The sequence below is a fragment of the Falsihalocynthiibacter sp. BN13B15 genome (genome assembly GCF_041205415.1).
Taxonomy (GTDB): Bacteria; Pseudomonadota; Alphaproteobacteria; order Rhodobacterales; family Rhodobacteraceae; genus Falsihalocynthiibacter; species Falsihalocynthiibacter arcticus.
On record NZ_JBGFCE010000008.1, the window covers coordinates 55,340 to 81,629 of the forward strand.

22 protein-coding genes, 1 tRNA gene and 1 pseudogene are annotated in these 26,290 nt (G+C 52.5%); 11 read left to right on the plus strand and 13 right to left on the minus strand.

Annotation, left to right across the window (positions count from 1 at the left end; all coding sequences use genetic code 11):
* Positions 1-64 precede the first annotated feature (64 nt).
* A complete protein-coding gene (locus AB9F26_RS14010; RefSeq protein ID WP_082802246.1) occupies positions 65-343 on the plus strand; it encodes a DUF3572 domain-containing protein in 279 nt (92 codons plus the stop codon).
* A gap of 59 nt (positions 344-402) precedes the next feature.
* Here the strand turns inward: AB9F26_RS14010 and AB9F26_RS14015 are convergent, their stop codons facing one another.
* Together AB9F26_RS14015 and AB9F26_RS14020 are read right to left on the minus strand one after the other, a co-directional pair.
* Entirely contained in the window at positions 403-3,585 is a 3,183-nt protein-coding gene (locus tag AB9F26_RS14015; RefSeq protein ID WP_369768311.1) for a reductive dehalogenase, read from the minus strand.
* A gap of 9 nt (positions 3,586-3,594) precedes the next feature.
* On the minus strand, positions 3,595-4,050 hold the full coding sequence (locus tag AB9F26_RS14020) for a MarR family winged helix-turn-helix transcriptional regulator (protein WP_369768312.1): 456 nt from the start codon (positions 4,048-4,050) through the stop codon (positions 3,595-3,597).
* A gap of 141 nt (positions 4,051-4,191) precedes the next feature.
* Here AB9F26_RS14020 and AB9F26_RS14025 point away from each other — a divergent pair, with 141 nt between their 5' ends.
* The 3 genes from AB9F26_RS14025 to AB9F26_RS14035 all read left to right on the plus strand — a co-directional run bounded on the left by AB9F26_RS14025 (position 4,192) and on the right by AB9F26_RS14035 (position 6,653).
* Positions 4,192-4,920 carry an HAD family hydrolase gene (locus AB9F26_RS14025; protein WP_369755925.1) on the plus strand — a complete coding sequence of 243 codons (729 nt, stop codon included), beginning with the start codon at positions 4,192-4,194 and terminating at the stop codon, positions 4,918-4,920.
* 116 nt (positions 4,921-5,036) lie between these two features.
* Positions 5,037-5,636 carry a heme NO-binding domain-containing protein gene (locus tag AB9F26_RS14030; RefSeq protein ID WP_039004653.1) on the plus strand — a complete coding sequence of 200 codons (600 nt, stop codon included), beginning with the start codon at positions 5,037-5,039 and terminating at the stop codon, positions 5,634-5,636.
* 15 nt (positions 5,637-5,651) lie between these two features.
* Positions 5,652-6,653 (plus strand): diguanylate cyclase domain-containing protein, encoded by a 1,002-nt coding sequence (locus AB9F26_RS14035; protein WP_335584717.1) that lies wholly within the window; start codon positions 5,652-5,654, stop codon positions 6,651-6,653.
* Between the two features lie 257 nt (positions 6,654-6,910).
* On the opposite strand, the gene AB9F26_RS14040 is transcribed toward AB9F26_RS14035, so the two are convergent.
* The 7 genes from AB9F26_RS14040 to AB9F26_RS14070 all read right to left on the minus strand — a co-directional run bounded on the left by AB9F26_RS14040 (position 6,911) and on the right by AB9F26_RS14070 (position 13,943).
* Entirely contained in the window at positions 6,911-8,632 is a 1,722-nt protein-coding gene (locus AB9F26_RS14040; RefSeq protein WP_236940059.1) for a methyl-accepting chemotaxis protein, read from the minus strand.
* A 12-nt stretch (positions 8,633-8,644) separates the two neighbouring features.
* Positions 8,645-8,938, minus strand: a complete 294-nt coding sequence (locus AB9F26_RS14045) for a hypothetical protein (RefSeq protein WP_335584718.1) — start codon at positions 8,936-8,938, stop codon at positions 8,645-8,647.
* A gap of 200 nt (positions 8,939-9,138) precedes the next feature.
* Positions 9,139-9,213 (minus strand) — tRNA-Glu (locus AB9F26_RS14050).
* Between the two features lie 126 nt (positions 9,214-9,339).
* The gene (gene recJ / locus AB9F26_RS14055) at positions 9,340-11,091 is read right to left on the minus strand and encodes a single-stranded-DNA-specific exonuclease RecJ (RefSeq protein ID WP_369768313.1); all 1,752 of its coding nucleotides are present in this window, start codon (positions 11,089-11,091) and stop codon (positions 9,340-9,342) included.
* Positions 11,092-11,199: 108 nt separating this feature from the next.
* On the minus strand, positions 11,200-12,165 hold the full coding sequence (gene glpX / locus AB9F26_RS14060; RefSeq protein ID WP_335584720.1) for a class II fructose-bisphosphatase: 966 nt from the start codon (positions 12,163-12,165) through the stop codon (positions 11,200-11,202).
* A 62-nt stretch (positions 12,166-12,227) separates the two neighbouring features.
* Complete coding sequence (locus AB9F26_RS14065; protein ID WP_335584721.1) at positions 12,228-13,514, minus strand: homoserine dehydrogenase; 1,287 nt, start codon at positions 13,512-13,514, stop codon at positions 12,228-12,230.
* 138 nt (positions 13,515-13,652) lie between these two features.
* Positions 13,653-13,943 carry a hypothetical protein gene (locus AB9F26_RS14070; protein WP_369768314.1) on the minus strand — a complete coding sequence of 97 codons (291 nt, stop codon included), beginning with the start codon at positions 13,941-13,943 and terminating at the stop codon, positions 13,653-13,655.
* 122 nt (positions 13,944-14,065) lie between these two features.
* On the opposite strand from AB9F26_RS14070, the gene AB9F26_RS14075 reads away from it, so the two are divergent.
* On the plus strand, positions 14,066-14,653 hold the full coding sequence (locus AB9F26_RS14075; RefSeq protein WP_369768315.1) for a TetR/AcrR family transcriptional regulator: 588 nt from the start codon (positions 14,066-14,068) through the stop codon (positions 14,651-14,653).
* Positions 14,654-14,662: 9 nt separating this feature from the next.
* On the opposite strand, the gene AB9F26_RS14080 is transcribed toward AB9F26_RS14075, so the two are convergent.
* The gene (locus AB9F26_RS14080; RefSeq protein ID WP_369768316.1) at positions 14,663-15,574 is read right to left on the minus strand and encodes a pirin family protein; all 912 of its coding nucleotides are present in this window, start codon (positions 15,572-15,574) and stop codon (positions 14,663-14,665) included.
* A gap of 176 nt (positions 15,575-15,750) precedes the next feature.
* On the opposite strand from AB9F26_RS14080, the gene AB9F26_RS14085 reads away from it, so the two are divergent.
* On the plus strand, positions 15,751-16,308 hold the full coding sequence (locus AB9F26_RS14085; RefSeq protein ID WP_335584724.1) for a hypothetical protein: 558 nt from the start codon (positions 15,751-15,753) through the stop codon (positions 16,306-16,308).
* A gap of 3 nt (positions 16,309-16,311) precedes the next feature.
* On the opposite strand, the gene AB9F26_RS14090 is transcribed toward AB9F26_RS14085, so the two are convergent.
* The 3 genes from AB9F26_RS14090 to AB9F26_RS14100 are packed head-to-tail and all read right to left on the minus strand — an operon-like array spanning position 16,312 to position 19,221.
* Positions 16,312-16,911, minus strand: a complete 600-nt coding sequence (locus tag AB9F26_RS14090) for a hypothetical protein (RefSeq protein ID WP_335584725.1) — start codon at positions 16,909-16,911, stop codon at positions 16,312-16,314.
* A 1-nt stretch (position 16,912) separates the two neighbouring features.
* The gene (locus tag AB9F26_RS14095) at positions 16,913-17,461 is read right to left on the minus strand and encodes a TadE/TadG family type IV pilus assembly protein (RefSeq protein WP_039001079.1); all 549 of its coding nucleotides are present in this window, start codon (positions 17,459-17,461) and stop codon (positions 16,913-16,915) included.
* Positions 17,458-19,221 (minus strand): Tad domain-containing protein, encoded by a 1,764-nt coding sequence (locus AB9F26_RS14100; protein ID WP_335584726.1) that lies wholly within the window; start codon positions 19,219-19,221, stop codon positions 17,458-17,460. The genes AB9F26_RS14095 and AB9F26_RS14100 overlap by 4 nt, the downstream gene beginning before the upstream one ends.
* A gap of 410 nt (positions 19,222-19,631) precedes the next feature.
* Between AB9F26_RS14100 and AB9F26_RS14105 the strand changes: the two genes are divergently transcribed.
* From AB9F26_RS14105 to AB9F26_RS14125, 5 genes and pseudogenes are all read left to right on the plus strand, one after another.
* Positions 19,632-21,062, plus strand: coding sequence for a Glu/Leu/Phe/Val dehydrogenase (locus AB9F26_RS14105; protein ID WP_335584727.1), 1,431 nt, complete (start codon positions 19,632-19,634; stop codon positions 21,060-21,062).
* 124 nt (positions 21,063-21,186) lie between these two features.
* Positions 21,187-23,169 (plus strand): DNA primase, encoded by a 1,983-nt coding sequence (gene dnaG / locus AB9F26_RS14110; RefSeq protein WP_369768317.1) that lies wholly within the window; start codon positions 21,187-21,189, stop codon positions 23,167-23,169.
* Positions 23,170-23,290: 121 nt separating this feature from the next.
* Positions 23,291-25,279: an RNA polymerase sigma factor RpoD gene (rpoD, locus tag AB9F26_RS14115; RefSeq protein WP_335584729.1), complete on the plus strand. Its 1,989-nt coding sequence runs from the start codon at positions 23,291-23,293 to the stop codon at positions 25,277-25,279.
* 57 nt (positions 25,280-25,336) lie between these two features.
* Positions 25,337-25,738 carry a DUF1294 domain-containing protein gene (locus tag AB9F26_RS14120; RefSeq protein WP_335584730.1) on the plus strand — a complete coding sequence of 134 codons (402 nt, stop codon included), beginning with the start codon at positions 25,337-25,339 and terminating at the stop codon, positions 25,736-25,738.
* A 6-nt stretch (positions 25,739-25,744) separates the two neighbouring features.
* Positions 25,745-26,148 (plus strand): annotated as a pseudogene (locus tag AB9F26_RS14125) (secondary thiamine-phosphate synthase enzyme YjbQ).
* The last annotated feature ends 142 nt before the right edge of the window (positions 26,149-26,290 follow it).

Below are 26,290 nucleotides of genomic sequence, written 5' to 3' on the forward strand. Positions count from 1 at the left end.
TACTGTTGAATGTCCTATTCTTTGTTTAGATTGGTTAAAAATTCCTTTCCGAAAGAGATAAAAGATGGACGAGAAATCAGCGCACACAGTTGCAATCCAAACACTTGGCTGGCTCGCGAGTGAAGATGACCTTTGGGATGTGTTTCTTGGGTCCTCTGGGGCGAACATTGAAAGCATCAAAACAAGCGCCCAAGATCCCATATTTTTGGGCTCGGTTTTAGACTTTCTCATGATGGATGATGCATGGGTCATGCGCGCCTGCGGGGCGCTTTCCATGCCAAATGAAACCCTGATGCAAGCGCGCCAAGCGCTCCCCGGTGGTCGGGATAGGAGTTGGACTTAATCTTTTGTTTCTATGCGGATAGGAAGTGATTTCCTATCCGTTTCTAGGCAGGGCATGGATCAAAGATCAATTTCGATAACGCCGTTTTCGATTGCGGCTCGAGATTGGCAAAGGATGATACTGCTCGATTTCTCGGCCTTTGAGAGCACAAAGTCTCTGTGCTCGACTTCGCCCGAAATGACGCCGCATTTACACACGCCACAGAGGCCGTCGGAGCATTTGATGTCCACGTGAATGCCCGCAGCGAGCAAAATATCCGATGCGCTGCTTTCCGCCGATACAGGGAGTTCACGACCGTCTTTGAGCCGAAGTGTGAAGGGAGTGTTAACGTAATCGGGCGTTTCAGGGACGGCAAAATACTCAAGATGGCGCGTGTCTTCGGGGAATCCGTTAACTTCTGCCGCGTCTATAACGCTGCTCATATAGTTCTCGGGGCCGCATGTGTAGACATGGGCCCCCTCCATGAATGCCAGAACCTTGCTCAAATCCGCACGGGTTCCTTCGTCGGAAAAGTGAAAATGGACGTTTTTTGTCCAAGGATAGCCCGCGAGGTCTGCAATAAAGCCCGCGTTGGTGCGCGATGAGCAGCTGTAATGAAACGCGAATTTTTGACCAATCGCGTGTAGGCGGTGGGCCATGGCGATCATCGGAGTGACCCCAATTCCGCCGCCCATAAGATAGCTCATTGGAGCGTCTTCGGTCAGGGGAAAATGGTTGATGGGTTTGGAAACAAAGACACGGCGTCCTTGCGTGAAAATGCGGTGCATCAGTTTTGAGCCACCGCGCCCATTGTCCTCACGCAGCACTGCGATTTGATATTGTGACCGGTCTGCGGGATCGCCTGAAAGGGAATATTGCCGAAAGAACTCCGGCGCGACAACAACATCGATATGCCCACCAGCCGTGGCTGCAGGGAGGGGATGTCCATCGGGATCTGAGAACTCGTATTTGGTGACCAGATCACCCATTTTCTCGACTTTGGAGACCACCAATTGCATAACCGGCGTGTCACCGTGATCGGCGCTGTAAATATGTTCTGTTGGCAGGCCCGCCGCGCGGCGTTTTTTATGCTCCTCAGCGGAAATCATGTTTTCATAGGCCGAGATGCCCGCTTCGCGATCCATTGGGAACGGCCAAGCATAGGGCGGCGGCGCCAGAGGAGCCGGATAAACGGCCAAGGTTTGGTCCGCGAATTTTAGAGCAAGGTTCTTTTGTAACGGGCGGATACTCACGGGGTTCAGTGGAGCGCGATAGGCCGCATCGTCGCGCATCTCAAGGTCCCACCACCATTTCTTGCCCGCGACGACTTCGCCGTTTCCAACCAAATCATCCAGCTTTGCGAGGGCTTTTGCGGTTGCCGGGAAATTCATCGCTGCCCAGCGAAACGGAGCCTCGGCGAAGAGGCCTTCGAGGTTCCAAGGGCAGGTTTTCATACAGCGCCCGCACATCGCGCCCTTCTCGTTGGTAACACGATATGTCGTGCATTTTTGGCTGTCGCTTTTCCATATTTCATAGCCGTTGAACATGGCCTTCGGGCCCGCCGTGATGGCGCCAGACGGACATTCGCGGGCGCATTTATTGCAGGCCTCACAGAATTTTTGTAGCCCGAAATCGATGGGTTTGTCATGGGTCATGGGCATATCCGTCGTGACGATGCCGGATTTCAGGCGCGGGCCGAGGAACGGATTAAGGATGACTTCGCCGATACGCGACACCTCTCCCAAGCCGGACAAAAGAAGGAGAGGGGGATGCAGGACCTCGTCGTCCATGACGGAATGCACGCGCGCGGTATAGCCGAGCCGCCGCAAATGCCCCGCCAACACGCCGCCAAGCAATGAAAACCGTAGGTAAGCCCGCATGCTTTGGGCGCAGGCGATCCAGTCATCGCCCGTCGCGCCCTCCATAGTCTCGTGGCCCTGATCGACGATCATAGAGATCGCGTTTTTATGGTAAGGCGTGATCGGCGTACCCGTCACATCATGGCTGTAATAGGCAAAGTCAGGGCAGGCGGAAAGGCCCACAGCGTCGACGCCAAGGAAGTACAGCGCGGCCTTGATATTGGCGGCGTTTTGGGCGGGATCAAGGGTTGAGGGATCGCGTTCCGGCGCTGCTTCGCCATCTTGAAGCAGCAAAAACGCGCCAAGGGACGGGCGAAACGCAAAGGCGGAGGCAGACTTTCGCACGTAATTGCCGTTTTTCGCGGCCTCTTGGACCTTTTTCCCCATGTCGCCAAATAGGGCGCGGACAAAAAGATTGGCGCGTTTTGGAACGCGGGCAACATTTGGCGTGTCGATATAGGTTGTTGGGTTATCCACCCGTTTGAGGGTTTCGAAGGGGTGCGGACCCATGGCAAAATCACGTTTTCTGTAGGGATCGCGGCGAGAGGCCGATTGGGCATGGCGACCCAATCCTGTGGTGTAACTCGCGGGGGGCTTTGCGGAGGCTGCAAGGGGCAGGTCGCCAGCCAGCTCTAAAGTTGTGGTAATAACAGCAAGCGCAAAATCTTTGCCGAGGAAGGGATTGTTGCCGTCCTTGTCGATAAGCCCCGCACAAAGCGCGAGGTGGCGCAAATGGACGTCCGTTGCGGCTTCGGTATGAGCGCGGGCGTCATGCCCCAAACTGCGAATGTAGCTCGCAAGGGTGACAGCGGTTTCCGCCGCACGTAAGCAGCTGCGTTGCGCTTCGGCGCCTTGGATCCAATCGGTGCCTTGCTCGCCTTTGTGTGGTGTGCGTGGCAGGACATAGAGGAACACAAGCGCGTGTGTGTGGTGGGTGCATTCTGCGGGAGGGACGCGCAAAGACTCACGCAGACCGGCCATGATAACATCGACACCTGCGGCCATACTCTTGGGTTGCATCGTTTCAATTTTGGCGGTCAGGCGGGCAACATCTGGATTTTTGATAGGCGTGTCTAACCAAGCGCCCTTAGGAATTGCACAGGCGGACACCATCTCTGAATCACAAAAGTATCCGAAGGATTTTAGGTGGCTGGAGCGTTCGGACGGGTCACTTGGGATTTCGGCAATCTCTTTTTTGACCATCCCTTCGCGGGTGGCGTCCAGCATCGCTTGATAGTCTTGCATCGCGGAAATGATCGAGTTTTTCGGAGCATCTATAAAAGACAACCCCGTTTGCGGCGCAAGACGGCTTGCATCGATTGGCCGCGCGTCTCGTGCCAGTTTTTCCATGGGGAAGCCGCCAAGATGGAACGGGCGGTTGGCATAAGAAAAAGGTTTGCTCATTGGGAAGGCCTATAGATTCGGGAGGGGGGAGCCCTCGCCAGACTGAAGTTTAAGTAACAGACTGCGCAGAGCTTCCTGCTCCATCCCAGACAGTTTAGCTTCAAAATGCGCGGCGTTTTTGCGCGCAGATTGTGTTGCCTTTTCTAAGCGTATACGTCCAAGTTTGGTGGCCTGAACCGAGGCACGGCGACCATCTGACTGCTCTTCATGTCGCTCAACAAGACCATCGCGCGCCATTTTGGTAAGGGCACGCGATGTGGCCGTACGATCAATCCCAACAAAATCGGCAATAGCCGAAGGGTTGCGCAGGGATTCGATATGGACCGCAAGGAGAATGCACCACGAAATCCGCGTCAGGCCGAGGGATTTCAACTCAGTCTCAAAGCCACGTTCCTGAAGGCGCGCTGTTTTGCTCAGCTGATACCCTATAGATGCGTGAAGAAGGTAAGGTTTTTCTGACAACATAGTTGACGATGTCAATTAAGTTAAACTGTGTCAAGCGATGGTATTTCGAAGAAATGCAATGAGGCGGTTGTCATAGGACCAGAATGCCGCGACACTACGAGGCGGTAGGTCTTAAGTTTTAGACGCTCTTTGGGAGGAGATATGGCCGACATTAAAGGTATCCTATTCGATAAGGACGGGACTCTGTTCGATTTCCATACGTCCTGGGGACGATGGACCCTCCGATTTCTGGAGGAATTGGCCGCAGGAAACGCGGCAAAGCAGCGCGTTTTGGCGGATGCTCTAGGATTTGATATCGACAAATGCCGTTTTAAGGCAGAGTCACGCGTTATTGCGGGCACGCCAGACGATATCATCAGCGACCTACTTCCGCATCTGCCAGGGGCGAGCCGAGAAGGCCTCCTCCAATCGATAAATCATTCGACGGCAACGGCTGAAATGATCGAAGCCGCGCCATTGGGCCCTTTATTGCGAGGGTTATTGGCGCGTGGGCTCGTACTCGGGGTTGCGACGAATGATGCCGAAGTACCGGCTTTGGCCCATTTGCGGGCGGCAAAAATCGAAGAGCATTTTGAGTATGTCGTTGGATTTGATAGCGGTTATGGGGCAAAACCTGCGCCGGGCATGTGCCTTGGGTTCTGTCAAAAAACAGGGTTGGACCCGTCCAGCGTGGTCATGGTTGGCGACAGTCGGCACGACTTAAGCGCGGGCCGTGCGGCCGGAATGAAGACTGCTGCGGTACTGACTGGCGTCGCTACGGAAAGGGATCTTGCGCCTTTTGCAGACGTCGTAATGCCACATATCGGGCATTTACCTGCGTGGCTTGAAGCTCAAACCAAACAGGAGGAGCGTGTGTCGATCGCGAGTTGATTTCGCGACGACAGGGGTTCTGAAATCTTCTGAAAATTTTATCGGTTAGGGATAGTCTTGGCTGTTTCTTAAGAAGCGCCCCTTACGGTTGGACAACCAATCAAGGGGGGTGGCATATGCACGGATTGATCAACCGTTCTATTCAGTGTTTTACACGCGACATTTATGGACCTCAGGTCTGGAGCAATGTCATTGTGCGAGCGGAATTTGAATCCGACAATTTTGAAACCATGCTTTCCTACACGGACGAAAGCACTTTTGTTCTACTGGATAGTTTATCAGCGGAATTGCGACGGAATCGCGAGGAAATTCTGGAAGATTTGGGAACTTATTTGGTTTCACACAAGAATGTCGAGGCGCTGAGAAGGCTATTGCGATTTGGCGGGACGACATTTCAAGAGTTTCTACACTCCCTCGATGATTTGCATGATCGCGCGCGATTGGCGGTCTCGGATTTAGAGTTACCTCATCTTGAATTAAGAGAGCATGCGCCCGGAAAATATAGTTTGAATTGCAGTTCGAACATGCAGGCATTTGGGCCGAATTTTGGCCACGTTATGGTTGGGCTTTTGCGCGCAATGGCCGATGATTACGGCTCCCTTGTCCTTTTGGAGCATCAAGGTGGCCAGCATGGTGTTGAAACCATATCGATCGATGTGCTTGAAAGCGCGTTTGCAGAAGGGCGCGCGTTCACTTTGGCAGATAGGGTTAGTTAGGTGAAAGATAGAACAATGAAACTAGATTTTGAACAATGCTCTCACCTTATGCCGATGCACGCGTTGATTTCACATACGGGGCATATATTACACGTAGGTGACACGCTCGCTAAGCTTTTTTCCGAAGAAACGCTTGAGGGGAAACGGTTTTTAGAAGTGTTTGAGTTGGCACGACCGCGCGCAATCCGGACAATGGAAAAGTTTAGATGTCTGCTTGGTCAGAAGCTTTATCTGAGGGGGCGCGGTCACCGAAAAATCCAATTGGTGGGGTTGGCAGTTCCAGTCGAAGGAAGTGAAAATCTTCTCGTCAACTTATCGTTCGGTATCTCTGTTGTGGATGCGGTTCAAGCCTTTGAATTGACCAGCGCGGATTTCGCAGCAACCGATTTGGCCGTCGAAATGCTCTATCTCGTAGAGGCGAAGGGACTCGCGATGTCCGAGATCTCTGCATTGAACGAACGTTTACAGGGGGAGAAAAATGAAGCCGAAGAATTGGCTGCTACGGATACGCTTACTGGCTTAAAGAATAGGCGCGCCATGGACCACTATCTTGCGCGGTATTTGAAAAGTGGCAAGCCGTTTACGCTGATGAACATGGATCTGGATTTTTTTAAAGCTGTAAACGACAATATGGGCCATGCTGCCGGTGACCGGGTTCTCTTGCGTGTGGCTGAGGTTTTGAACGAAGAGACACGTGATGACGATGTTGTTGCCCGGGTTGGTGGCGATGAATTTGTCATTCTGTTTAAGGGGCTCGCGAGAGAGGAACGGTTGGAAGATATTGCCAATCGCCTTATTTCTCGATTGGAGGAACCCATTCCATACAAAGACCAAATGTGCGAAATTTCATGCAGCTTGGGCTCGACGATCTCGAGCAACTACGAAATGCCTAATGCTGAAGGCATGCTTAATGATGCCGATATTGCGCTCTACGCGTCTAAAAATAGAGGACGCGCTTGCCACACATTATTCGCAAACTTGGCATCAACGCGTTGTCTTATCGAGCAAAACAGGTAGATTTGAAGAAAGTTTCAATTCGGTGCCTTGTCCACGAGACTATGCACCGCGACTCGCTCCTACGAGTATTGTAAACACTGACTGCGCGTGACTACAATGCAAGCTGGCTACATTCGGCACGTGGAAACTGAACCCTAAAGCCTTTGCTGAGCGCCTGACTTATTTATCGCCGCGCAGCAGTCGGTTGCCAAACCTGTGCTAGACGGCTTAAACTCGAGAGGCTCTGGCTAAAGCCGTAGGATTATTCAGTGGCAAGTTTATGTTCCCGTTGACACTCTGGCAGAAGATGTTGGCCGGTTTGTGTTTCCTAAACCGTCCCTTGTGATGAAAGCGGATGTTGTTCTAGAAAGCTCATTCACTTGGCTCTGCATATCTACGGTTGCAGCGGTAGTTTCTTCAAACATTGCTGCATTCTGCTGAGTCACTTGGTCAAGTTGACTAACCGCCAAGTTGATTTCAACCAGTCCGTCAGATTGGGCTTGGGCTGATGAAGCGATCGCTGAAACCTGTCCTGATATTTCTGAAACCGAAGTTACGATAGCTTCTAAAACGTTTCCGGTTTCTCCAACAAGAGAAACGCCCCGTTCAATTTGACGCGAGCTAGCGGAAATCAGTTCGTTAATTTCGCGTGCCGAAGCCGCACTGCGCTGAGCGAGATCGCGGACCTCTGTTGCAACCACCGCAAACCCCCTCCCAGCGTCGCCCGCGCGTGCCGCCTCGACTCCTGCGTTAAGGGCCAGCAAGTTCGTTTGGAAGGCAATATCGTCGATTACTTTGATCACTTTGGAAATCTGTTTTGCAGACTCTTCGATTTCGCCCATGGCTGCCACAGCGTCTTTTACGACAAATCCTCGTTGAGTAGCGTTTTCCACCGTGCTGGAAACAAGGGTATTGGCATGCTTAGCGCCTTCTGCGGCAATCCGAACAGATTGAGTTAATCCATCTAGACCTGCGGCTGTTTCTGCAAGGGTTGCGGCCTGTCGCTCAGTTCTTTGCGCAAGGTCTTCCGCGGCTCGGCCAATATCATTTGTCGAACCCTGGATTTGAGACGCGTTGGCTAAAACGTTCATCATTGCCTCGCCCAAAGTCCTGACAGCCTCATTGAAATCCTGACGTAACTGCTCGTATTCAGGCTGGAATACGATATCAATTGACGCAGTTAGATCGCCAGATGACAGGCGCTGTAGCCCGCCACGCAATGCTTCAACAACTTCGGATTGCATGCGCTCTTGTTCTAGTTGAGCCTGCCTTTGCTCAGCTTCCGTCGCACGCGTTTCTGCTTCTATCTGACGCGCCTTTTCGGATTGTTCAGCCGAATTGCGAATGGCTTCTTCCGCTTTAGCAAGGGCTTCTTGTGCCTCGGCGTGCGCTGCCTCTGCGGCCGCCGCACTTTCATTTGCATGGACAAGCGCTTGTTCTGCCTTCGCCTTTTCTGCACTGAGTTCTGTATTGCGTTCCATTGCGTCCTTGTTTTGCGCCAGACGTGTTCGGACCGCAATAATGAGGGCGAAGGTTTCGATGGCGACAACAAGGCCGTGGAAGAGAGATCGTCCAATATTTGCGACAACGTCCGTGGAGGGATAAATTAGCGTTGGCGTCAAAACACTTAGCGACAGATGGTGTACAATAATCGCAGCGGTCGCAATGAGAATGACGCGGATATCAGAAAGAGCAATGAGGGCTGCTAGGACAGCAAAAAAGACCATGTGGCTGTCAATTTGCCAAGGGTGGCCGATAAATATGCCCGTCAGGATCATCGCTTGGCCGATAAGGCCGAGCGACACGCCAATGCGTCCCAACGCAGGAGAACCGCGCAGCGAAAGCAGTGCAAGGAGCGCAAATGCAAGCGACGCACCAAGTGCGATCATCCAATTGGATCCAACAACAAAAGCTATTGCCACATTCGCCGCCGTGAAAAGGAAACCAGCGTACGCCATCCATTTTGCAGCGACGTTTTGGCTTTCAGCGAAAGAGTTCATTTCATTTGTCATTTATGCCCCGCAAAGTTGAGAAATTATTTGGCCGTCTAGGACAGCCCACGCACCAGCGTGTTTTAGGCGCGCTTCTAGGCCAGGCGTATCGCTGGCTGCGAAGGCTGCAAATGGAGCGGTTTCCGGACCAACAGAGTCGGCCTTTGCGCGTAGAATAATATCTTGTGCGTTCTGCCAAGGTGGTGCAACAACCAGCATGACTTGCCCTTCGGTCACCGGGGCAGAGAGGACAACCGCTGCAGGTGCAGCAAGTAGCCCCAATACGCACATTAGAAAAATAGCAACTCTATCCATAGAAACTCCATTCCGAGCCTATGGTTTGCCATTTAAAGACTGAAGGGCGCGTTAATTCTGGTGAGCCTCACAGAACACATTGCTTAGAATTATATCTATTCTCACGGGAGGGGTGTTTTGTACCGCAAATAGTTTATCCGCAGATTTCAATTACTTGAAATCCAAAAATAAAACCACTGATGCGATGAAATACACAAAGGTGGTAGTCCATAGGGGAGTTGAACCCCTCTTTCCAGGTTGAAAACCTAGCGTCCTAACCGATAGACGAATGGACCATACCTTGTGTGAGACGGGTTTTAGGGTTTGTGCGTGGTTGGTGCAAGGGTAAATTTGCTAAAATTGCGAAAAAAACTTCGAAACTTAAAAAAGTGAAATGAACAAGCTTTTGAGGCCTTTAAACACTAGGCTTCTGAGGCGCGGCTTGCATCTTCGAGGCGCATCTGCGGTTTCTGTCTGCCGGCCCAAGTGTTGATTTCGAGCCGTCCAGCGAGGTGAAAACGGGCCCCGCCGTGATTCTCCAAGGCAGGACCGAGATCTGAGTCGAAGGCTCCAAAACAAATGGCTTCTATTCGGGGCCCGATTCCGTCGCCGAATGTGATCTTGAGGTGACTTTCGCCGACTCGTTTTGTGAAGAAAATCTGTTGGTCTGAAAATGCGAAGCGGGGGGCGGGCGCGGAGGCGCCGAACGGGCCTGCAGTCTCAATCTGTTCAATGAGTTCAACCGTTACCGCGCCGGGCATCAGCATTCCATCCAGTCGCAAATCGGCCGGGCCTGCCTCCCCTGCACCTTGTTTGGCCAAGAGTTCGCTCAGGCGTGCCATCGCTGGTTCGAGTTTATCTTCTTCTATCGACAATCCGGCCGCCATTTTGTGGCCGCCGCCTTTAATGAGTAGGCCTTCGGATGCAAGTTTTTGAATTGCGGCTCCTAAATCGACGCCAGAAATCGATCGCCCAGATCCTTTTCCTTCACCATTATCAAGGCCGATTACGATAGCAGGGCGGTTGGTTTTTTCTTTGAGGCGGCTCGCGACAATTCCAACGACTCCGGGATGCCAGCCTTGGCCCGCGGCCCAGACCAAGGGCGCGTCCAAGCCACGGTTTTCAGCCTGTTCCATAGCGGCGGCACGCACGCCTTCTTCGATCTCGCGGCGCTCTGAGTTAAGCTGGTCCAAACGTTCCGCAAGCGCTTGGGCTTCGCTCGGGTCCGTTGTGGCGAGGAGACGCGCGCCAAGGTCGGCTTTGCCGATCCGTCCACCCGCGTTGATGCGGGGGCCGAGGAGAAATCCAAGGCTGTAACTATTGGGGGCCGTGTCCATGCGCGCGACGTCTGCGAGGGCCACAAGGCCGACGCGGGCGCGGTTGGCCATCACTTTGAGGCCTTGGCGCACCAACGCACGGTTCACCCCAATCAGCGGGGCTACATCGGCCACTGTGCCCAAGGCCACGAGGTCGAGCATCGCCATGAGGTCTGGGCCTTTTGCCTGCGCTTCACGGAGTTGTCGGTTGGCCTCTACCAACATCAGAAACACAACGGCGGCGGCGCAAAGATGCGCGAGGTCGCCGCTTTCATCTTGGCGGTTTGGATTCACAACCGCGTGGGCGTCGGGCAGGGTTTCCGCACCGAGGTGGTGGTCAAGGATGACAACTTCGGCCCCCTTAGCGGCGGCCACCGGCCCGTGGGAAACGGTGCCACAATCAACGCAAATGATGAGGTCATGCTCGGCGGCGAGTGCGGCCATGGCTTCGTCGTTTGGGCCATAGCCTTCGTCAATGCGGTCGGGAATATAGAGGGTCGCTTGGCACCCCATTTGGCGCAACCAGTCGATCAAAAGCGTCGCAGATGTGGCGCCGTCCACGTCGTAATCTGCGAAAATGGCGATGCGTTCTTTGGTGTTTACCGCTTTGAGAAAACGGGTCGCAGCCTTTTCCATGTCCAGCAAGCTGCGCGGATCAGGAAGGAGGTCTCGCAGGGCTGGAGCGAGGAAGCTATCAACGTCAGCCGCTGCGACGCCCCGTTTTGCCAGAATGCGGCACAGGGCAGGGGGGAGTTGGGTCTGTTGTTCCAATGCCAACGCCGCGCGATCTTCATCGCCTGTGGGGCCACACCAGCGGCGTCCATTTAGAGATTTGGAAACGTTGAGAAAATCTTGCATATGGCCCCCGTTTGTTTTGGGTATCTTATCAGCCATATTTACGACATGCACCCGTACAATTCAGAGCAATTAGAGCCGCACACCCTGTAAGGCGCGCGGCAATCGTCATTATTTTGTTGGGTTGCGATACAACATGCGCCGCACGGAACCGGTTTTTGAGCGCATCAAGATTGTTTCCGTTGTAAGAAAGCCAATTTCGCGTTTGATCCCCGAAACAACGGAGCCATCGGTCACGCCAGTTGCTGCAAAAATCACGTCCTGTGTCACCAGATCATCGCGGGTGTAAATGCGATCAAAATCGGTGATGCCGATCTTAGTGGCACGGCCACGCTCATCGTCATTGCGGAACATGAGGCGTCCGTAAATCTGGCCGCCCATACATTTCAGAGCCGCCGCAGCCAGAACACCTTCTGGTGCGCCGCCAGAACCCATATACATGTCGATACCCGTGATCGCGGCTTCGGCACAGTGGATCACACCAGCGACGTCGCCATCGGTGATTAAACGGATTGCCGCGCCTGTTTCGCGCAACTCCGCGATCATGGCTTCGTGGCGCGGGCGTTCCAAAACGCAAACCGTGATATCTTTGGCGTTGCACCCTTTGGCCTTTGCAAGAGCTGCAACGCGCTCTGACGGCGACATGCTGAGGGTTACTGTATCTATGGCGAATCCAGGGCCGATAGCCAATTTGTCCATGTAAACGTCTGGTGCGTGCAGCATGGAGCCGCGTGGGCCCATTGCGATCACGGTTAGCGCGTTTGGCATGTCTTTTGCTGTAAGGGTTGTTCCCTCAAGCGGATCAAGTGCAATATCGACGGCGGGGCCAGTGCCCGTGCCAACTTTTTCGCCGATATAAAGCATAGGAGCTTCGTCGCGTTCGCCTTCGCCGATCACAACCACGCCGTTGATATCTAGCATGTTCAATTGGTCGCGCATTGCGTTTACGGCGGCTTGGTCGGCGGCCTTCTCGTCTCCGCGTCCAATCAGGTTCGCGCTCGCAATCGCGGCAGCTTCGGAGACGCGGGCAAGGCCCAACGATAACATTCGGTCATTAAAATCAGTGGCATTTGCCATGGTGTTTTCCTTGCTCTCACTAAAGGGACGGTCAAAGTCAGGGGCGGGCCGGCCCAGTAACTTTAAACTGTTTCGATACGAATGGCGACCGGAGCCGAGGCCAAAACGGACGAGTTTTGAAATCCGACGAACGCGTTTTCCAACGCGTCGGGGGTCGTTTTATGGGTAACAATCAATACGGGTGCTGTTTGGGCCTTGTGCTCATACTGGCGCATCCGATTGATGGAAACGCCTGCTTCTCCCAAGGCCGAGGCAATTTTTGCCAAAGCTCCGGGTTTGTCCAGAAGCTCTAGACGGAGATAATAGGGGGCGGATGTACCCGAGACCGCGCTGCGCGCGGTTTCCAGCGCCTCGGCGGGTTTGCCGAATGTCGCAAGACGTGTCCCACGAGCGATGTCCATAATATCCGAAAGTACCGCGCTTGCGGTTGGACCTTCGCCAGCACCTGCGCCGCGTAAAACGATTTGGCCGACGTCATCGCCTTCCAAAACGACCATATTGGTACCGCCTTCAAGCTGCCCAAGCGGCGAGTCTGCGGGCACCAAACAGGGGGACATGCGCTGCTCTAGGCCGCGTCCTGTGCGCTGAGCGACACCCAAAAGTTTGATGCGATATCCCATGTCGGCGGCGTGATGAATATCTTCAATTGTGATGCGCTGGATGCCTTCAAGCTCCACGCCTGCAAAGTCGATCTTGGTGCCAAAAGCAATGGCGGACAGGATCGCAAGCTTGTGCCCTGCATCAACGCCTCCCACATCAAGGTTTGGATCGGCCTCAAGATAACCAAGTTGACTGGCTTCCTCGAAGACTTGCTCATAAGTGAGGCCGGCGCTCTGCATCCGTGTAAGGATATAGTTGCAGCTGCCGTTCATGACGCCCATCACACGGGAAATTTCGTTGCCAGCCAAGCCCTCAGTGAGGGCCTTAACGACGGGAATTCCCCCCGCAACGGCCGCTTCAAATCGAATGACGCAGTCTGCTTTTTCAGCGGCAAGTGCAAGGGCATGTCCGTGAATAGCAAGCAGGGCTTTGTTGGCGGTCACAACATCTTTGCCTGCGGCAAGTGCAGCCTCCATTGCGTCCTTTGCCGCGCCTTCACTACCGCCCATCAACTCAACGAATACGTCGACATCATCTCTTTTTGCCAAGGCTACGGGATCATCTTCCCAAGCATAATCTGACAGCACAACGCCACGATCCTTGTCGCGGGAGCGTGCGGAAACGGCGGTGATAACGATGGGGCGACCGGCGCGATCCGCCAGCAAATTCGCCTTCTGGCGTAGGATTTTGACAACGCCAACTCCTACAGTCCCCAGTCCAGCAATTCCGAGTCGAAGTGGCGTGGTCATAGGAAAGTCCTTGGTGCTAGGGGCAGGGTGTTTTCGATGTCTGAATTCTTAGGCGTCTGTTAGCGGGAATTAGCTCTGGTTGCAACGCAACTTTCCTCGTTATTCGCTTGGTTTTGCAGGTGCTTTAAACGAATTATGTCAAAGCGGGCGGTGTCTTTCTAAGGCAGCTAGGAGTTTCTGACGCGAAATCGGGTCAAGGACGGGCCCGCGCAAGGCGGCGGCGCGCGCTTTTATGGCGGCGGTTCCTACGATTTGTGTGGAGGGGGCCGGCACGGTTGGATAGGCTGCAATCAAGGAAGATAAGGGCAAAAGCGATGGAAACTTCGCCGCGCGATCAATTTCGCTGACTTGCGCGCCTATGTCGGGCGCAGAGGAGCAACTCATCAACGCGAAAAATGTTGCGAATAGGTAAGGTAAACGAAGCGACAAGGCGGACTCAAAAGCTAAGAATAATGAGCTTTGGTTATAGTCGTTGGTCGCAAAAGAACAAGAAGGCGATGCCGATGGGGGTTCTCTCTGGATCATGAACGTTTGTTCATTTAAAAGAAGATATGGCACGCAAAACTGGTTCACACTCCAATATCACAGGCCCTCGCATTCGCGAGGTGGCTCTTTCGCTGTTTGCGCAACAAGGATTCGCAGCCGTTTCTATGCGCAAAATCGCCAGTGAAGTTGGCGTGCAAGCGGGGGCGTTGTATTTGTATACGCCCGACAAACAAACGCTGCTTTTTGATCTGATGCAAAGCCACATGGACGAGTTATTGGCCGCATTTGACACCGTTGAAATCGCGGGATCCGCCCGCGCGCGGCTAGAACAATTTGCGCGGTTTCATATCGGATTTCACATGGAGCGGCCTGACGCGGTTTTTGTCGCCTATATGGAGTTGAGAAACCTAGAACCTGCGAATTTCACCAAGATTGAGGAGCTGCGGCGCCAATACGAAAGCCTGTTGGAGAATATCGTAAAGGCGGGGCAGGCCGATGGTATTTTTGATGTACCCGACAGCAAGCTTGCGACGATGGCTTTGATTGCCATGCTCACGGGGGTGAACACGTGGTATCGCGAGGGCGGGCGCATGTCGCGCGCTGAGGTCGAAGATGTTTACGCGCAGATGGCGCTGAAGGCCGTCGGCGCGTAAAGCTTTGATTTAATGCGCAGGTTTGATGAAGGTTCCGTTGCGCAAGTCTGCGAAAGCCTGTTGAAGCTCTGCCCGTGTGTTCATCACAATCGGTCCGTGCCAAGCAACGGGTTCTTGGATCGGCGCACCTGAGATGAGCAAAAACCGGATGCCTTTTTCACCCGCTTGAACGGTTACTTCATCGCCGGAGCCAAATCGAACCAAAGTCCGGTTGCCCGACATATCGCGAATATTGACCTCTTCGCCGCGCACTTCTTTCTCGAGGAGAACACCCGTCGGTTTTGAAGCATCGGCGAAACGGCCCGACCCGTCGAAAATATAGGCAAAAGCCCGACGATATGTGTCGATTTTGAAGCTCTTTTTTAGCCCTGCAGGCACGTAAATATCAAGGTATTGCGGATCGGCGGCGACGCCATCAACAGGGCCGCTTTTCCCCCAGAAATTCCCCGTGATAACTTTCACGCGTGTACCATCGTCATCAATGATTTCGGGAATATCGTTGCCTGTGACATCTTGATACCGCGGTGTGGTCATCTTGAGATCACCCGGAAGGTTGGCCCAAAGTTGGAAGCCATGCATTTGGCCGGCGGCGTTCCCGCTTGGCATCTCTTGGTGCATAATCCCAGAGCCAGCGGTCATCCACTGCACGTCGCCTGCGCCCAAAGTGCCCACATTTCCAAGGCTATCACCGTGTTCGACGGAGCCTGACAACACATAGGTTATGGTTTCGATGCCACGATGGGGATGCCACGGGAAGCCTGCGGCAAAATCCTCTGGTTTCTCGTTGCGAAAATCGTCGAACAACAGGAACGGGTCCAACACATCGGGGTTTTCAAACCCAAAGGCGCGGTGCAATTTAACGCCAGCGCCTTCAATGGTTGGCTTGGCGAGGGATGTATCCAAAATAGGGCGAATTGACATTTTCTTGTCCTTTCAAACTGTGTGATACGAAGATAGTCGCTCCAATGCCTTTGCAAAATAGCACATTCAGCACAGCGTCTGTGCATTAATGCGCGCTTCAAAACCCTACCCAGTATCCGCGCTATCATTTCGCCGACAAGCAAGGTACACCGACGCCTGCATTTAGGGAGGTCACAATGACACAAGAGACGCATGAACCAGAAGTCGTAGCGGCGGAAAACGAGCCACAGAACGCGCCCGACGTTCCTTTTGCAGAAGCAAAGCCCTCGGCGCCACGACGTTTGATGGGGCTCGCAGTTCTTTATATGTTGGGTGGGTTGCTGCTCTATATTTCATTCGTGAAGCCCCCAGCAGAGCTCCTTTGGCAGGTGTTTTTGATCCTGTTCGGTCTGCTCATTATGTATCTTGGGGAACGGATGCGCAAAGCGACGCTTCAATCGATATTCTTGACGGCCGAAGGACTGGTTACGTCGGACGGTATTAAAATCGTTGATGTGGATAATGTGAAGTCAATCGACCGTGGCGTGTTTGCTTTTAAACCGTCCAATGGCTTTACCGTTCTTATGCACAAGAAGCAGGCGCGCGCTTGGTCCCCCGGCATTTGGTGGCGTTTGGGACGGCGTGTAGGGGTTGGCGGGGTTATTCAAGCGTCGCAAACGAAAAGCATGGCCGAAATTCTCGCGATGATGGTGCATCAACGGACGCACGGCCTAGACGAGAATATAGAGCCTTAAAGGCTATTCAAGGCACGTTTCCCAGCACAGCTTTGACGCAAAGCGCGAACGTGTGACGGCAAGTTCGGACATTTCCAAGAGGGGAATGCCAACGTTAAATACGGGTTGATAATTCATAAAGGTTTCAATCATCAACACACGATCATGCACGGGCATAACGGGAACGCGGTCCCCATAAGTTGCGACATCTACATCCGTGAGGGTGTAGTTGTTTCCGGTTGCAAAGGACCAGTCCTTGACCAAAACGCGCGCGTCATTGTCACATTCTTCGGTACAAACGACAGAAGTGACGCGCATCCAAGTGTTGTCATCTGCTGAGTTGGACAGGAATTCAAACATGTCCAACAAGCCATTCACATAGGGCGCATCCACAACTTCCTTTTGTCGGCTGAGCATGTCGGCGACGGTAAAAGTCGCTTTGAGGTTTGTGCTCCGCGCTTGGAAGGCATCAAAAAACGCGAAGGTCGCCACATAGGCCCAGCACAGAAGCGGGAACATGATGATTGCCTCGACCGTCATGCTGCCTTCATTGCCCACCATGAAACGGCGCAGCAATGGAATGTGCGTTTGGCGCGTCTCTTTGGATTTGAAGATGTGTTTCATATCAATTTGGCTCGTTTACAAAGGCTGAAACGGAAATCAAAGCATATCCCCCATCTGAGTCGTGTTTTGGAAGATCTAGCGCGAATTCTGAGGATTTGAAAAACGGGTCCACAATGACACATGCACGAACCAGCATCATTTCGTTTTGAGTGCCGCCGTTAAAGGCTGTGACCGGCTTGATTTCGGAACCACGGTCGAGGCATTTGGTTGCCGTTCCTAGCGGGGCCCAAGTCTCTGTGGAAACGGGGCGCAACTCAATCAAGATCACGTCGATGCAATCTGGAATAATGCCTGCGAGTTTGCAGATTTTTTCTTTGAGTTCGTCGTGTGTTGGCGGGTTCCAAGTTCCAAGGCGCAAATCGCGGACCGAAAGATCCACCGCGCGTTCAAGCATGACGTGACGAACTTTTAGAACCCCGATCTCTACCGATCCAAGCAAAAAGCTTATGAGAAACGGGAAGAGGATCACGAACTCGATGGTCGCCGATCCCGCTTCGCTCTGCGCAAATTTACGCAAAAGCCGCTTGGGGAGGGAGAGGGGCGATATCATTGAGTGAGCCTTAGACGATTGATTTGGCTGGCGATCGCTGCGAATGCCGCAGAAATATTTGTCCCGTCCACATCAAAGAAGTGGTTCTCGGTGCTTGCACAGTCGCGCATGACATCAAGATAGGCATTTTCAACTTCGAAACCGATTGTGAATATTAGGATCTTTTTCTTTTTTGCGGCGTCGCAGGATTCAAAAAGGTTCGCGTCCTGCATTGTAGGAGTGATCCCTGTATTCAACCTTGAGGTCTGGGAGTCATACAGGGGGCTGTATTGCTTAATCCACGACTCAGTTTTCATGGCGAACAGTTCGGGCCACGTGACCTGTTTTATGGAGTTCTCGTCGTCCATGTCGACTTCGACGTATGAATAGGTGGGAACCATCACGCATCGCTGATACCACCGGCCTCTACGGTTCTGATACCAAGTGCACTCTTCCTCTTCGCCGGTGACTTCATAGGTGCCGGGGGAGCTGACCCAGTCGCCTGTGCTTAATTCCTTAAACTCGTCGCGCTCTTCGTAATAGATAAAGAGGTTGTCTTCGCCTGAAACCAATTCCTGATAAACAGGCGTGGCGCCACGACGTTTGAGTAAATTCATAAGCGGACGACCCTCGTGTTTACCATCCGTCATCAGAACGATCACTTTTGAGGAATCCCGTACGTTAATTCCATCACCAAACGGTAAGGGGCGCTCTGAGTAGACAGGATCGATATTTGGGTTGTCTTTTTCGGTTATCGCTTGAATCGCAGGTTGCGCCACAGGATCGAGAAGCCCGACACCCCATTTCATCCCTTGGTCGATGGAGGTGGACTTGTCTGCGTAAAGGCTATTGATAAACGTATCTACGTCGGAATAGTCGCTCAGCATCGGTTGAATATCTCGCCCCGATCCCGTTGTATCACAGTAAAAATAGCTCGGCGATCTGGAGGAGTTATTCCAGTAGTCAAAATGCGCAGATTGTAACAAATCACCTGACATGCTGATGCTCGTCGACTTGAAATCATCGGAGCTGAAATCAACGCAACGCGAAAACGTATGGTCCGAGAATACGCCATATTGTTCGGATAGATCGGCGCCCACGTCGACTTGTGCTGCGTAAGGAACGATCGATAGGGAAACGCGCCCGTCTTCGACGGTACATTCCTGCTCGCGGTTTGGATCGCTTGGATTGCAGAGCATTGCGTATCCGAATTCTTTGGCGGCTTTTTGAAGCTCGTAGAGTTTTGAATTGCCAGACTCTGAAGTGTACCGCATGGACCCGGACACGTCGACGACAAGCGAAATTTCAACATCGGTAATGCCTTCTTCGGCAGAACCGAAGGCAGGCGACGACAAATGATCTACACCTGCGAGGCGCATAAAGGAGGTATCAATTTCGAGGGAAGTCGATGCTTTTACCCAACGATAGTTCCTCAACCCTGCGGACTCGATGGTCTTATGTTCAATCTGAATGTCGAAACCGGTTAAACCGGATTTCTCAAAATAATCGCGGACAACGAATTCTGGATCGAGTGACTGGTCTAGGCTCGCAGCGGCGAGGATTGCGCGATCGAGGGTGTATTGCATGCGTGTACGTTGCGTCTCAAGATAGATGACATCAACGGCGATACCACCGACCATCAGCATGACGAGGAAAATGAAAAGTGAAAATACGATCAGCGACCCGTCTTCATTCCGGCCAAAGGATTTCAATCCCCGCAAGCGCGCGCCAAACGATTTCCCAAAGCGGGTTGGGGTAAACGTTGGGCTGACGTTAGCCACAGAATTTTTCCAATTTTCAAACATATCATTTGCCTTTTCCGGAGTCCAAAAACACAGACTCCCTTACACGACACGCAAAGTGCGCCAACGGGTTTTATGATTGAGACTTGTGGCGGAATTAGGGCGCAGATAGGACGGAAAGGCAATTTTTATGAGAAAATGGAGATATTTAACGAAAAATTAGCCGTTACTGTCGACGGTTCGGCGACAATCTAATGAGAGGGTTAAAATTGTTGAATTTGGGCGCGAACTGCGCGATGCCACAGTTGTGTACGGCCTTCGTCCTGTTCGGTTTAAATTTCTTTCGGTGTTACCGTTAACAGAAGTGGCATGTTTATCATTAATACCTAGTCTGGCGGTAACTATATACGCACGGTGATTCGCATTGTCGCGTTTTGGGAGGGCTATCTATGACTGAAATGCAAGAAACGAGTTTTCGGGAATCCGTTGACCTTATGTTCAACAGGGCGGTTGCTTTGATGGATTTGTCGCCGGGCTTGGAGGAAAAAATTCGCGTCTGTAACGCGACCTACACTGTGAGATTTGGCGTGCGCTTGCGGGGGCAAATTCAAACATTCACAGGCTATAGGTCGGTTCACTCGGAGCATATGGAGCCCGTTAAGGGGGGTATTCGCTACTCCATGGGCGTCTCGCAGGATGAAGTCGAAGCCCTTGCAGCCTTGATGACATATAAATGCGCGTTGGTCGAAGCGCCTTTTGGTGGCTCAAAAGGCGGTCTGTGCATTGACCCACGTGAATATGACACCCATGAACTTGAGCTTATAACACGTAGATTTGCGTACGAATTGATTAAACGCGACCTTATTCACCCAAGCCAAAACGTCCCCGCTCCGGATATGGGGACGGGCGAGCGGGAAATGGCTTGGATTGCCGACCAATATGCACGCATGAATACAACCGATATCAATGCGCGGGCTTGTGTTACGGGCAAGCCTTTGAATGCAGGTGGTATTGCGGGGCGCGTTGAGGCAACCGGTCGAGGGGTTCAATACGCTTTGAAGGAGTTTTTCCGCCACGAAGAAGATAAAGCAGCGGCGGGCTTGTCGGGTAAATTGGATGGCAAGCGCGTAATTGTGCAGGGACTTGGAAATGTTGGATACCATGCAGCCAAATTTCTTTCCGAAGAAGACGGTTCCAAAATCATTGGCATAGTCGAGCACGATGGCGCGCTATTGGATGAAGATGGCTTAGATGTTGAGGCCGTACGGCATTGGATCGTTACGCATGGGGGTGTTACTGGATATCCAGAAGCGAAGTATATTGCGCAGGGCGCAAAGCTGCTCGAGCATGACTGCGATATTCTAATTCCTGCGGCGCTTGAGGGCGTTATCAACCTTAAAAACGCCAAAAACATCAAAGCTCCACTTATTATCGAAGCGGCCAACGGGCCCGTGACTGCGGGTGCCGACAAAATTCTTCGCGAAATGGGCTGCGTAATCATTCCGGATATGTATGCCAATGCCGGCGGCGTAACGGTTTCCTATTTTGAATGGGTGAAGAACTTGAGCCATATTCGATTTGGCCGCATGCAGCGCCGTCAGGAAGAGGGGCGGCACCAATTGGTTGTGGATGAACTCGAGCGGCTTTCCGCAGACAAAGAACTCGGGTGGACTCTGTCCCCTGATTTCAAGACGAAATACCTTAAGGGCGCCGACGAATTAGAGCTTGTGAGATCGGGCCTAGACGACACAATGCGCACTGCCTATCAATCGATGCGCGAAGTCTGGCACGGTAGAGAAGACGTGACTGATCTGAGAACGGCTGCCTATTTAGTATCCATTGGAAAGGTTGCTGCAAGTTATCAGGCGAAAGGCCTTTAACCATTTCTTCCCCCCAAACCCAGAATGGTCTTGGGGGGAGATCCCCTAAAATAGGTGCGTTTTAAGCACCGAAAAACGCATCAGGCGCTAGACTCTCCCAATCAGGATAGGGATACTGGCTGCTATGAGTTTACCCACTGGATTCCTTAACGAGTTGCGCACACGCACATCGCTTTCACAAGTGGTGGGCAGAAAAGTGATGTGGGACAGTCGTAAATCCAACCAAGGCAAAGGCGACATGTGGGCACCGTGCCCCTTTCACCAAGAAAAATCAGCGTCCTTTCATGTCGATGACCGAAAAGGGTTCTATTATTGTTTCGGGTGTCAGGCCAAAGGCGACGCCATAAGTTTCATACGCGAAACCGAGAATGTTGATTTCATGGAGGCAGTGGAAATACTGGCGCGTGAAAGCGGTATGCCCATGCCCGCGCGTGACCCCAAAGCGCAGGAAAAACAGGATTATCGTGCCGAACTGATCGAAGTGATGGAACAGGCCGTTCAGTTTTTTCGCCTCCAGCTCAAAACAAACGCGGGCCAAAACGCACGGTCATACCTTGAGAAACGTGGGTTGCGTGAAGCCGCACTTGATCGGTGGGAAATTGGTTTTTCACCCGATTCACGGCAGGCTTTGTTTAGCTATCTTACCGGCAAAGGTGTCGCGCAGAACTTGATTGTCGACGCAGGGCTTTGCGCTGTTCCAGACGATGGCGGCGCGCCCTATGATCGTTTTCGTGGGCGGATTATTTTTCCAATACGGGACGCACGTGGCCGCGCAATTGCGCTGGGCGGACGGTCTCTCGATCCAAATGCGCGCGCCAAGTATCTGAATTCGCCAGAAACATTACTGTTTGATAAGGGACGCTGTCTCTTCAACCATGGCCCTGCGCGGGAAGCTGCCGGAAAAGGCAAACCATTGATCGTGGCTGAAGGGTATATGGACGTAATCGCCTTGGCTGAGGCTGATTTTGACGCCTGTGTTGCGCCACTGGGTACGGCCGTTACTGAGGACCAGTTGCGCTTGATGTGGCGAATTGCCCCCGAGCCAATTATCGCGCTGGATGGAGATAAGGCGGGGCTGAACGCAGCCATGCGTGTTATCGATTTGGCGCTCCCATTGTTGGAAGCTGGGCAAAGCCTGCGATTTGCGATTATGCCCGACGGGTTAGATCCAGATGACGTTCTGAAATCCAAAGGGAACGGAGCGATGCAAGGGCTTTTGGACGGTGCCATTCCGATGGTACAGCTCCTGTGGCGGCGCGAAACTGAGGGTAAAAAGTTTGACAGTCCCGAGCGCAAGGCAAGTTTGGATAAAAGCCTGAGGGAGGCGATCAAAAAAATCCGTGATCCCTCTGTGCGTGGCCATTATGGCGAAGATCTCAAGCGGATGCGCTGGGAGCTTTTTGGAACAACGCCGCAGGAAAATCGCGGAGGTAATTTTCAAAAACAAACGTTTGAACGCAAAAAAGGCGGCTTTGGGAAATGGAAGCCACAGGGCCCCATGTTTCAACCGGTGACCAAGACGTCGCTGCTCGCGATGGGGACAGATAGCGTTGCGGATGTTTTGCGCGAATGTGTAATTCTTGCGACCCTGATGCGTAATCCTACGTTGATTGAGCGTTTTGAAAGTCAGTTGGAGCGCTATGAGTTTGCGACCCCGGAAATGAACCTTATTCGAGATGTTTTACTACGAATTTCGCCTCAGAGCGACGCAGAGGAGGCTGTTTTTCAATCGGTGGGGCCAGAAGCACTTGAAAACCTGTTGCGTCCACGCCATGTGCAGCTTGCACCGGGTATTCGTACGCCGGAAAAAACTGACCTTGCGAGTCTCTGCGTTGCAGAGGAATTGGCCAAATTGACAGCGCGGCGCGGCGCCAAGAGGGAAGTCTCTGACGCAATGCGGGATATGGATGGCCTTGTGGATGAGGGGGTCACTTGGCGTTTAGGGCAAGCGGCAGAAAACAGAAACCGCGCTGAAAGGTGCGAGGGGGAGGATTCCGCTGAATATGATGTCGGAGAGAACGGTGCCCAAATGGTACGCAGTGAACGGTCCGCTTTAGACGATATTTTAGCCGCAACTGGGCATTTTGGTCAAAAAGACACGACCTAAAACGCGTTTGGTGAGGAACAAGTAAAGAAAACAGGTTAAACGGGTTGCGAATCAATGATTCGCGTTGTTGATTCGGGGCGAAGAACCGATTCGCTACCCGCCGATTTTGTAGGAGCTATGAATGGCCGCCAAAGATTTAGACGACCGTAAAAGAGACGATCAAGATGCAGATTCGGGCCTGGATACCAGCCAAGCTGCTGTGAAGAAGATGATCGCTGACGCGCGGGAGCGCGGCTACATTACATACGATCAACTCAATCAAGTCATGCCGCCAGATCAAGTTTCTACTGACCAAATCGAAGACGTGATGTCGATGCTCTCAGAAATGGGCATCAACATTATCGAAGACGAAGAGTCGGAAGAAGAAGAAAAAGGCGCGACGGCCGTTGTCGAGGCGACGGGCAATCGGGAAGTTACTCTTTCCACGACAACAACCGAAGTCTTGGATCGCACCGATGATCCCGTTCGGATGTACCTGCGCGAAATGGGCTCTGTTGAGCTTCTGTCCCGCGAAGGCGAGATCGCGATTGCTAAGCGTATTGAAGCGGGTCGCAACACGATGATTGCGGGGCTCTGTGAGAGTCCGTTGACCTTCCAAGCTATTACGATCTGGCGCGACGAGCTTTTGAGCGAAGACATTCTGCTGCGTGACGTCATCGACCTTGAGACGACGTTCGGCAATACGCTGGAAGAGGACGGCGGCGAAGTTGTGCCCGTTGTTCCAGGATCGGGGGCTGCGCCTGCTGCGGGACCTGAGAAAAAGGACGAGGCCGAAGAGCTGGACGCAGACGGAAACCCTATTGCTTCGGATGATGACGACGATGAGGACGAACAAGTCAACATGTCGCTTGCTGCGATGGAAGCCGCGCTTAAGCCCCGCGTTCTAGAAACACTGGACTTGATCGCGCGCGACTATGAAAAACTTTCCGCAATGCAGGATATTCGGATTTCGGCGACGTTGAATGAAGACGAGAGTTTCTCATCTAAATCTGAAGGCGCCTATCAAAAGCTACGGTCCGAAATTGTAGTGTTGGTGAACGAACTTCACCTTCATAACAACCGTATCGACGCATTGATCGATCAGCTTTATGGAATCAACCGTCGCATTATGTCGATCGACAGTTCGCTTGTTAAGCTCGCCGACCAAGCTCGCATTAACCGCCGTGAATTCGTTGACGCCTATCGTGGGCGCGAACTTGATCCATCTTGGTTGGACGAAATGGCCGAAAAAGCCGGTCGCGGTTGGCAGAGCTTTGTCGAACGCTCCAGTGATAAAGTCGCTGAACTTCGTTCCGAGATGGCACAAGTTGGCCAATATGTGGGCCTTGATATTTCCGAATTCCGCCGCATTGTTCAGCAAGTTCAAAAGGGCGAAAAAGAAGCGCGTCAGGCCAAGAAGGAAATGGTCGAGGCCAACCTTCGGCTCGTTATTTCTATCGCCAAAAAATACACTAATCGCGGCCTTCAGTTCCTTGACCTCATTCAGGAAGGCAATATCGGCCTGATGAAGGCCGTGGACAAATTTGAGTATCGTCGGGGGTATAAATTCTCGACCTATGCCACGTGGTGGATTCGTCAGGCGATCACACGCTCGATTGCCGACCAAGCCCGCACGATCCGTATCCCAGTTCACATGATTGAGACCATCAACAAGCTGGTTCGCACGGGTCGCCAGATGTTGCACGAAATTGGCCGAGAACCAACGCCTGAGGAATTGGCCGCGAAGCTTCAAATGCCGCTTGAGAAAGTGCGCAAAGTGATGAAGATCGCGAAAGAGCCGATTTCGCTGGAAACGCCCATTGGGGACGAAGAAGACAGTCAACTCGGCGATTTCATTGAGGATAAAAACGCAGTCCTTCCGTTGGATTCTGCGATCCAAGAGAACCTCAAAGAAACCACCACACGTGTTTTGGCGTCACTTACCCCGCGGGAAGAGCGCGTTTTGCGAATGCGTTTTGGCATCGGTATGAACACCGACCACACACTCGAAGAAGTCGGGCAGCAGTTCTCGGTAACACGGGAGCGCATTCGTCAAATCGAAGCGAAGGCTCTTCGCAAGCTCAAACATCCAAGCCGCAGCCGCAAATTACGCAGCTTTTTGGATCAATAAATTGGGCGCCCTTCGGGGCGCCTTTTTTCTATCATCCCTAACTACATGCCAATCACGATGAAGTTTATTTCCGTTCCAGAAAGTCAGCAGTCTCTTTCAGACCCCACTTTCCTAGATCAAATTATCTCAGCCCATAATATTAACTTCTGGATTTTGTGTTTTTTTGGTGGGCTTTGTATCCTTTCGTACCTGCAGTTCGGTTGGGATAAATACTGCGCGATCAGGCAACGATGGCGGATTTCGGAAAGCACTCTCTTGCTTACAGCCATTCTTGGGGGTGCGCTTGGCGCGAAAATCGGCCAAAAGGCCTTCCGACATAAAACAACGAAAGAGCCGTTCCGAACTTCTTTACAACGGATATTTTTCTGGAACTTCGCCTTGTATGCAATCGCGCTTAGTCCACAAGGGAAGGTGGCGGTAACTTCGATTGCTTTGGCCTTCTTCAATGGGATGCAATAAGTCGCCATGCAGACAACCTTTTCAAAAGCCACCACAGGCCAAGGTCTTTACGAGTTCACCCGCGACGTTGCGGATTGGGTGTCCGGAGATGGATTGCTCACGCTTTTTATCCAACATACGTCTTGTTCGCTCCTGATACAGGAGAACGCAGATCCCGAAGTCCAGACTGATTTCAGAACTTTTTTCACCGCCTTGTGCCGCCGACGACGGACCCAAGGATGGCCTATTTGACACATACATACGAGGGACCAGACGATATGCCAGCGCATATTAAGGCGGCAATGCTACCGGTGAACTTGTCTATTCCTGTCATGAACGGCCAATTGCGGCTTGGAACTTGGCAAGGAATTTACCTTTTCGAACATCGGACCGCTCCACAGGTACGCAACATAGTTGCGCATCTGTCGTAGGGGCGTGGGGGAAGAGTGGCTGCATTTGTATGAATGTAGAGCGCGTGTTCGACGCGTAAATGTGAAATAGAAAGTGTAGACCTTTCCGGCCGAATTATTTATTATCACTGTGATATTTCAAATCACCAGTAGTAGGATTTTG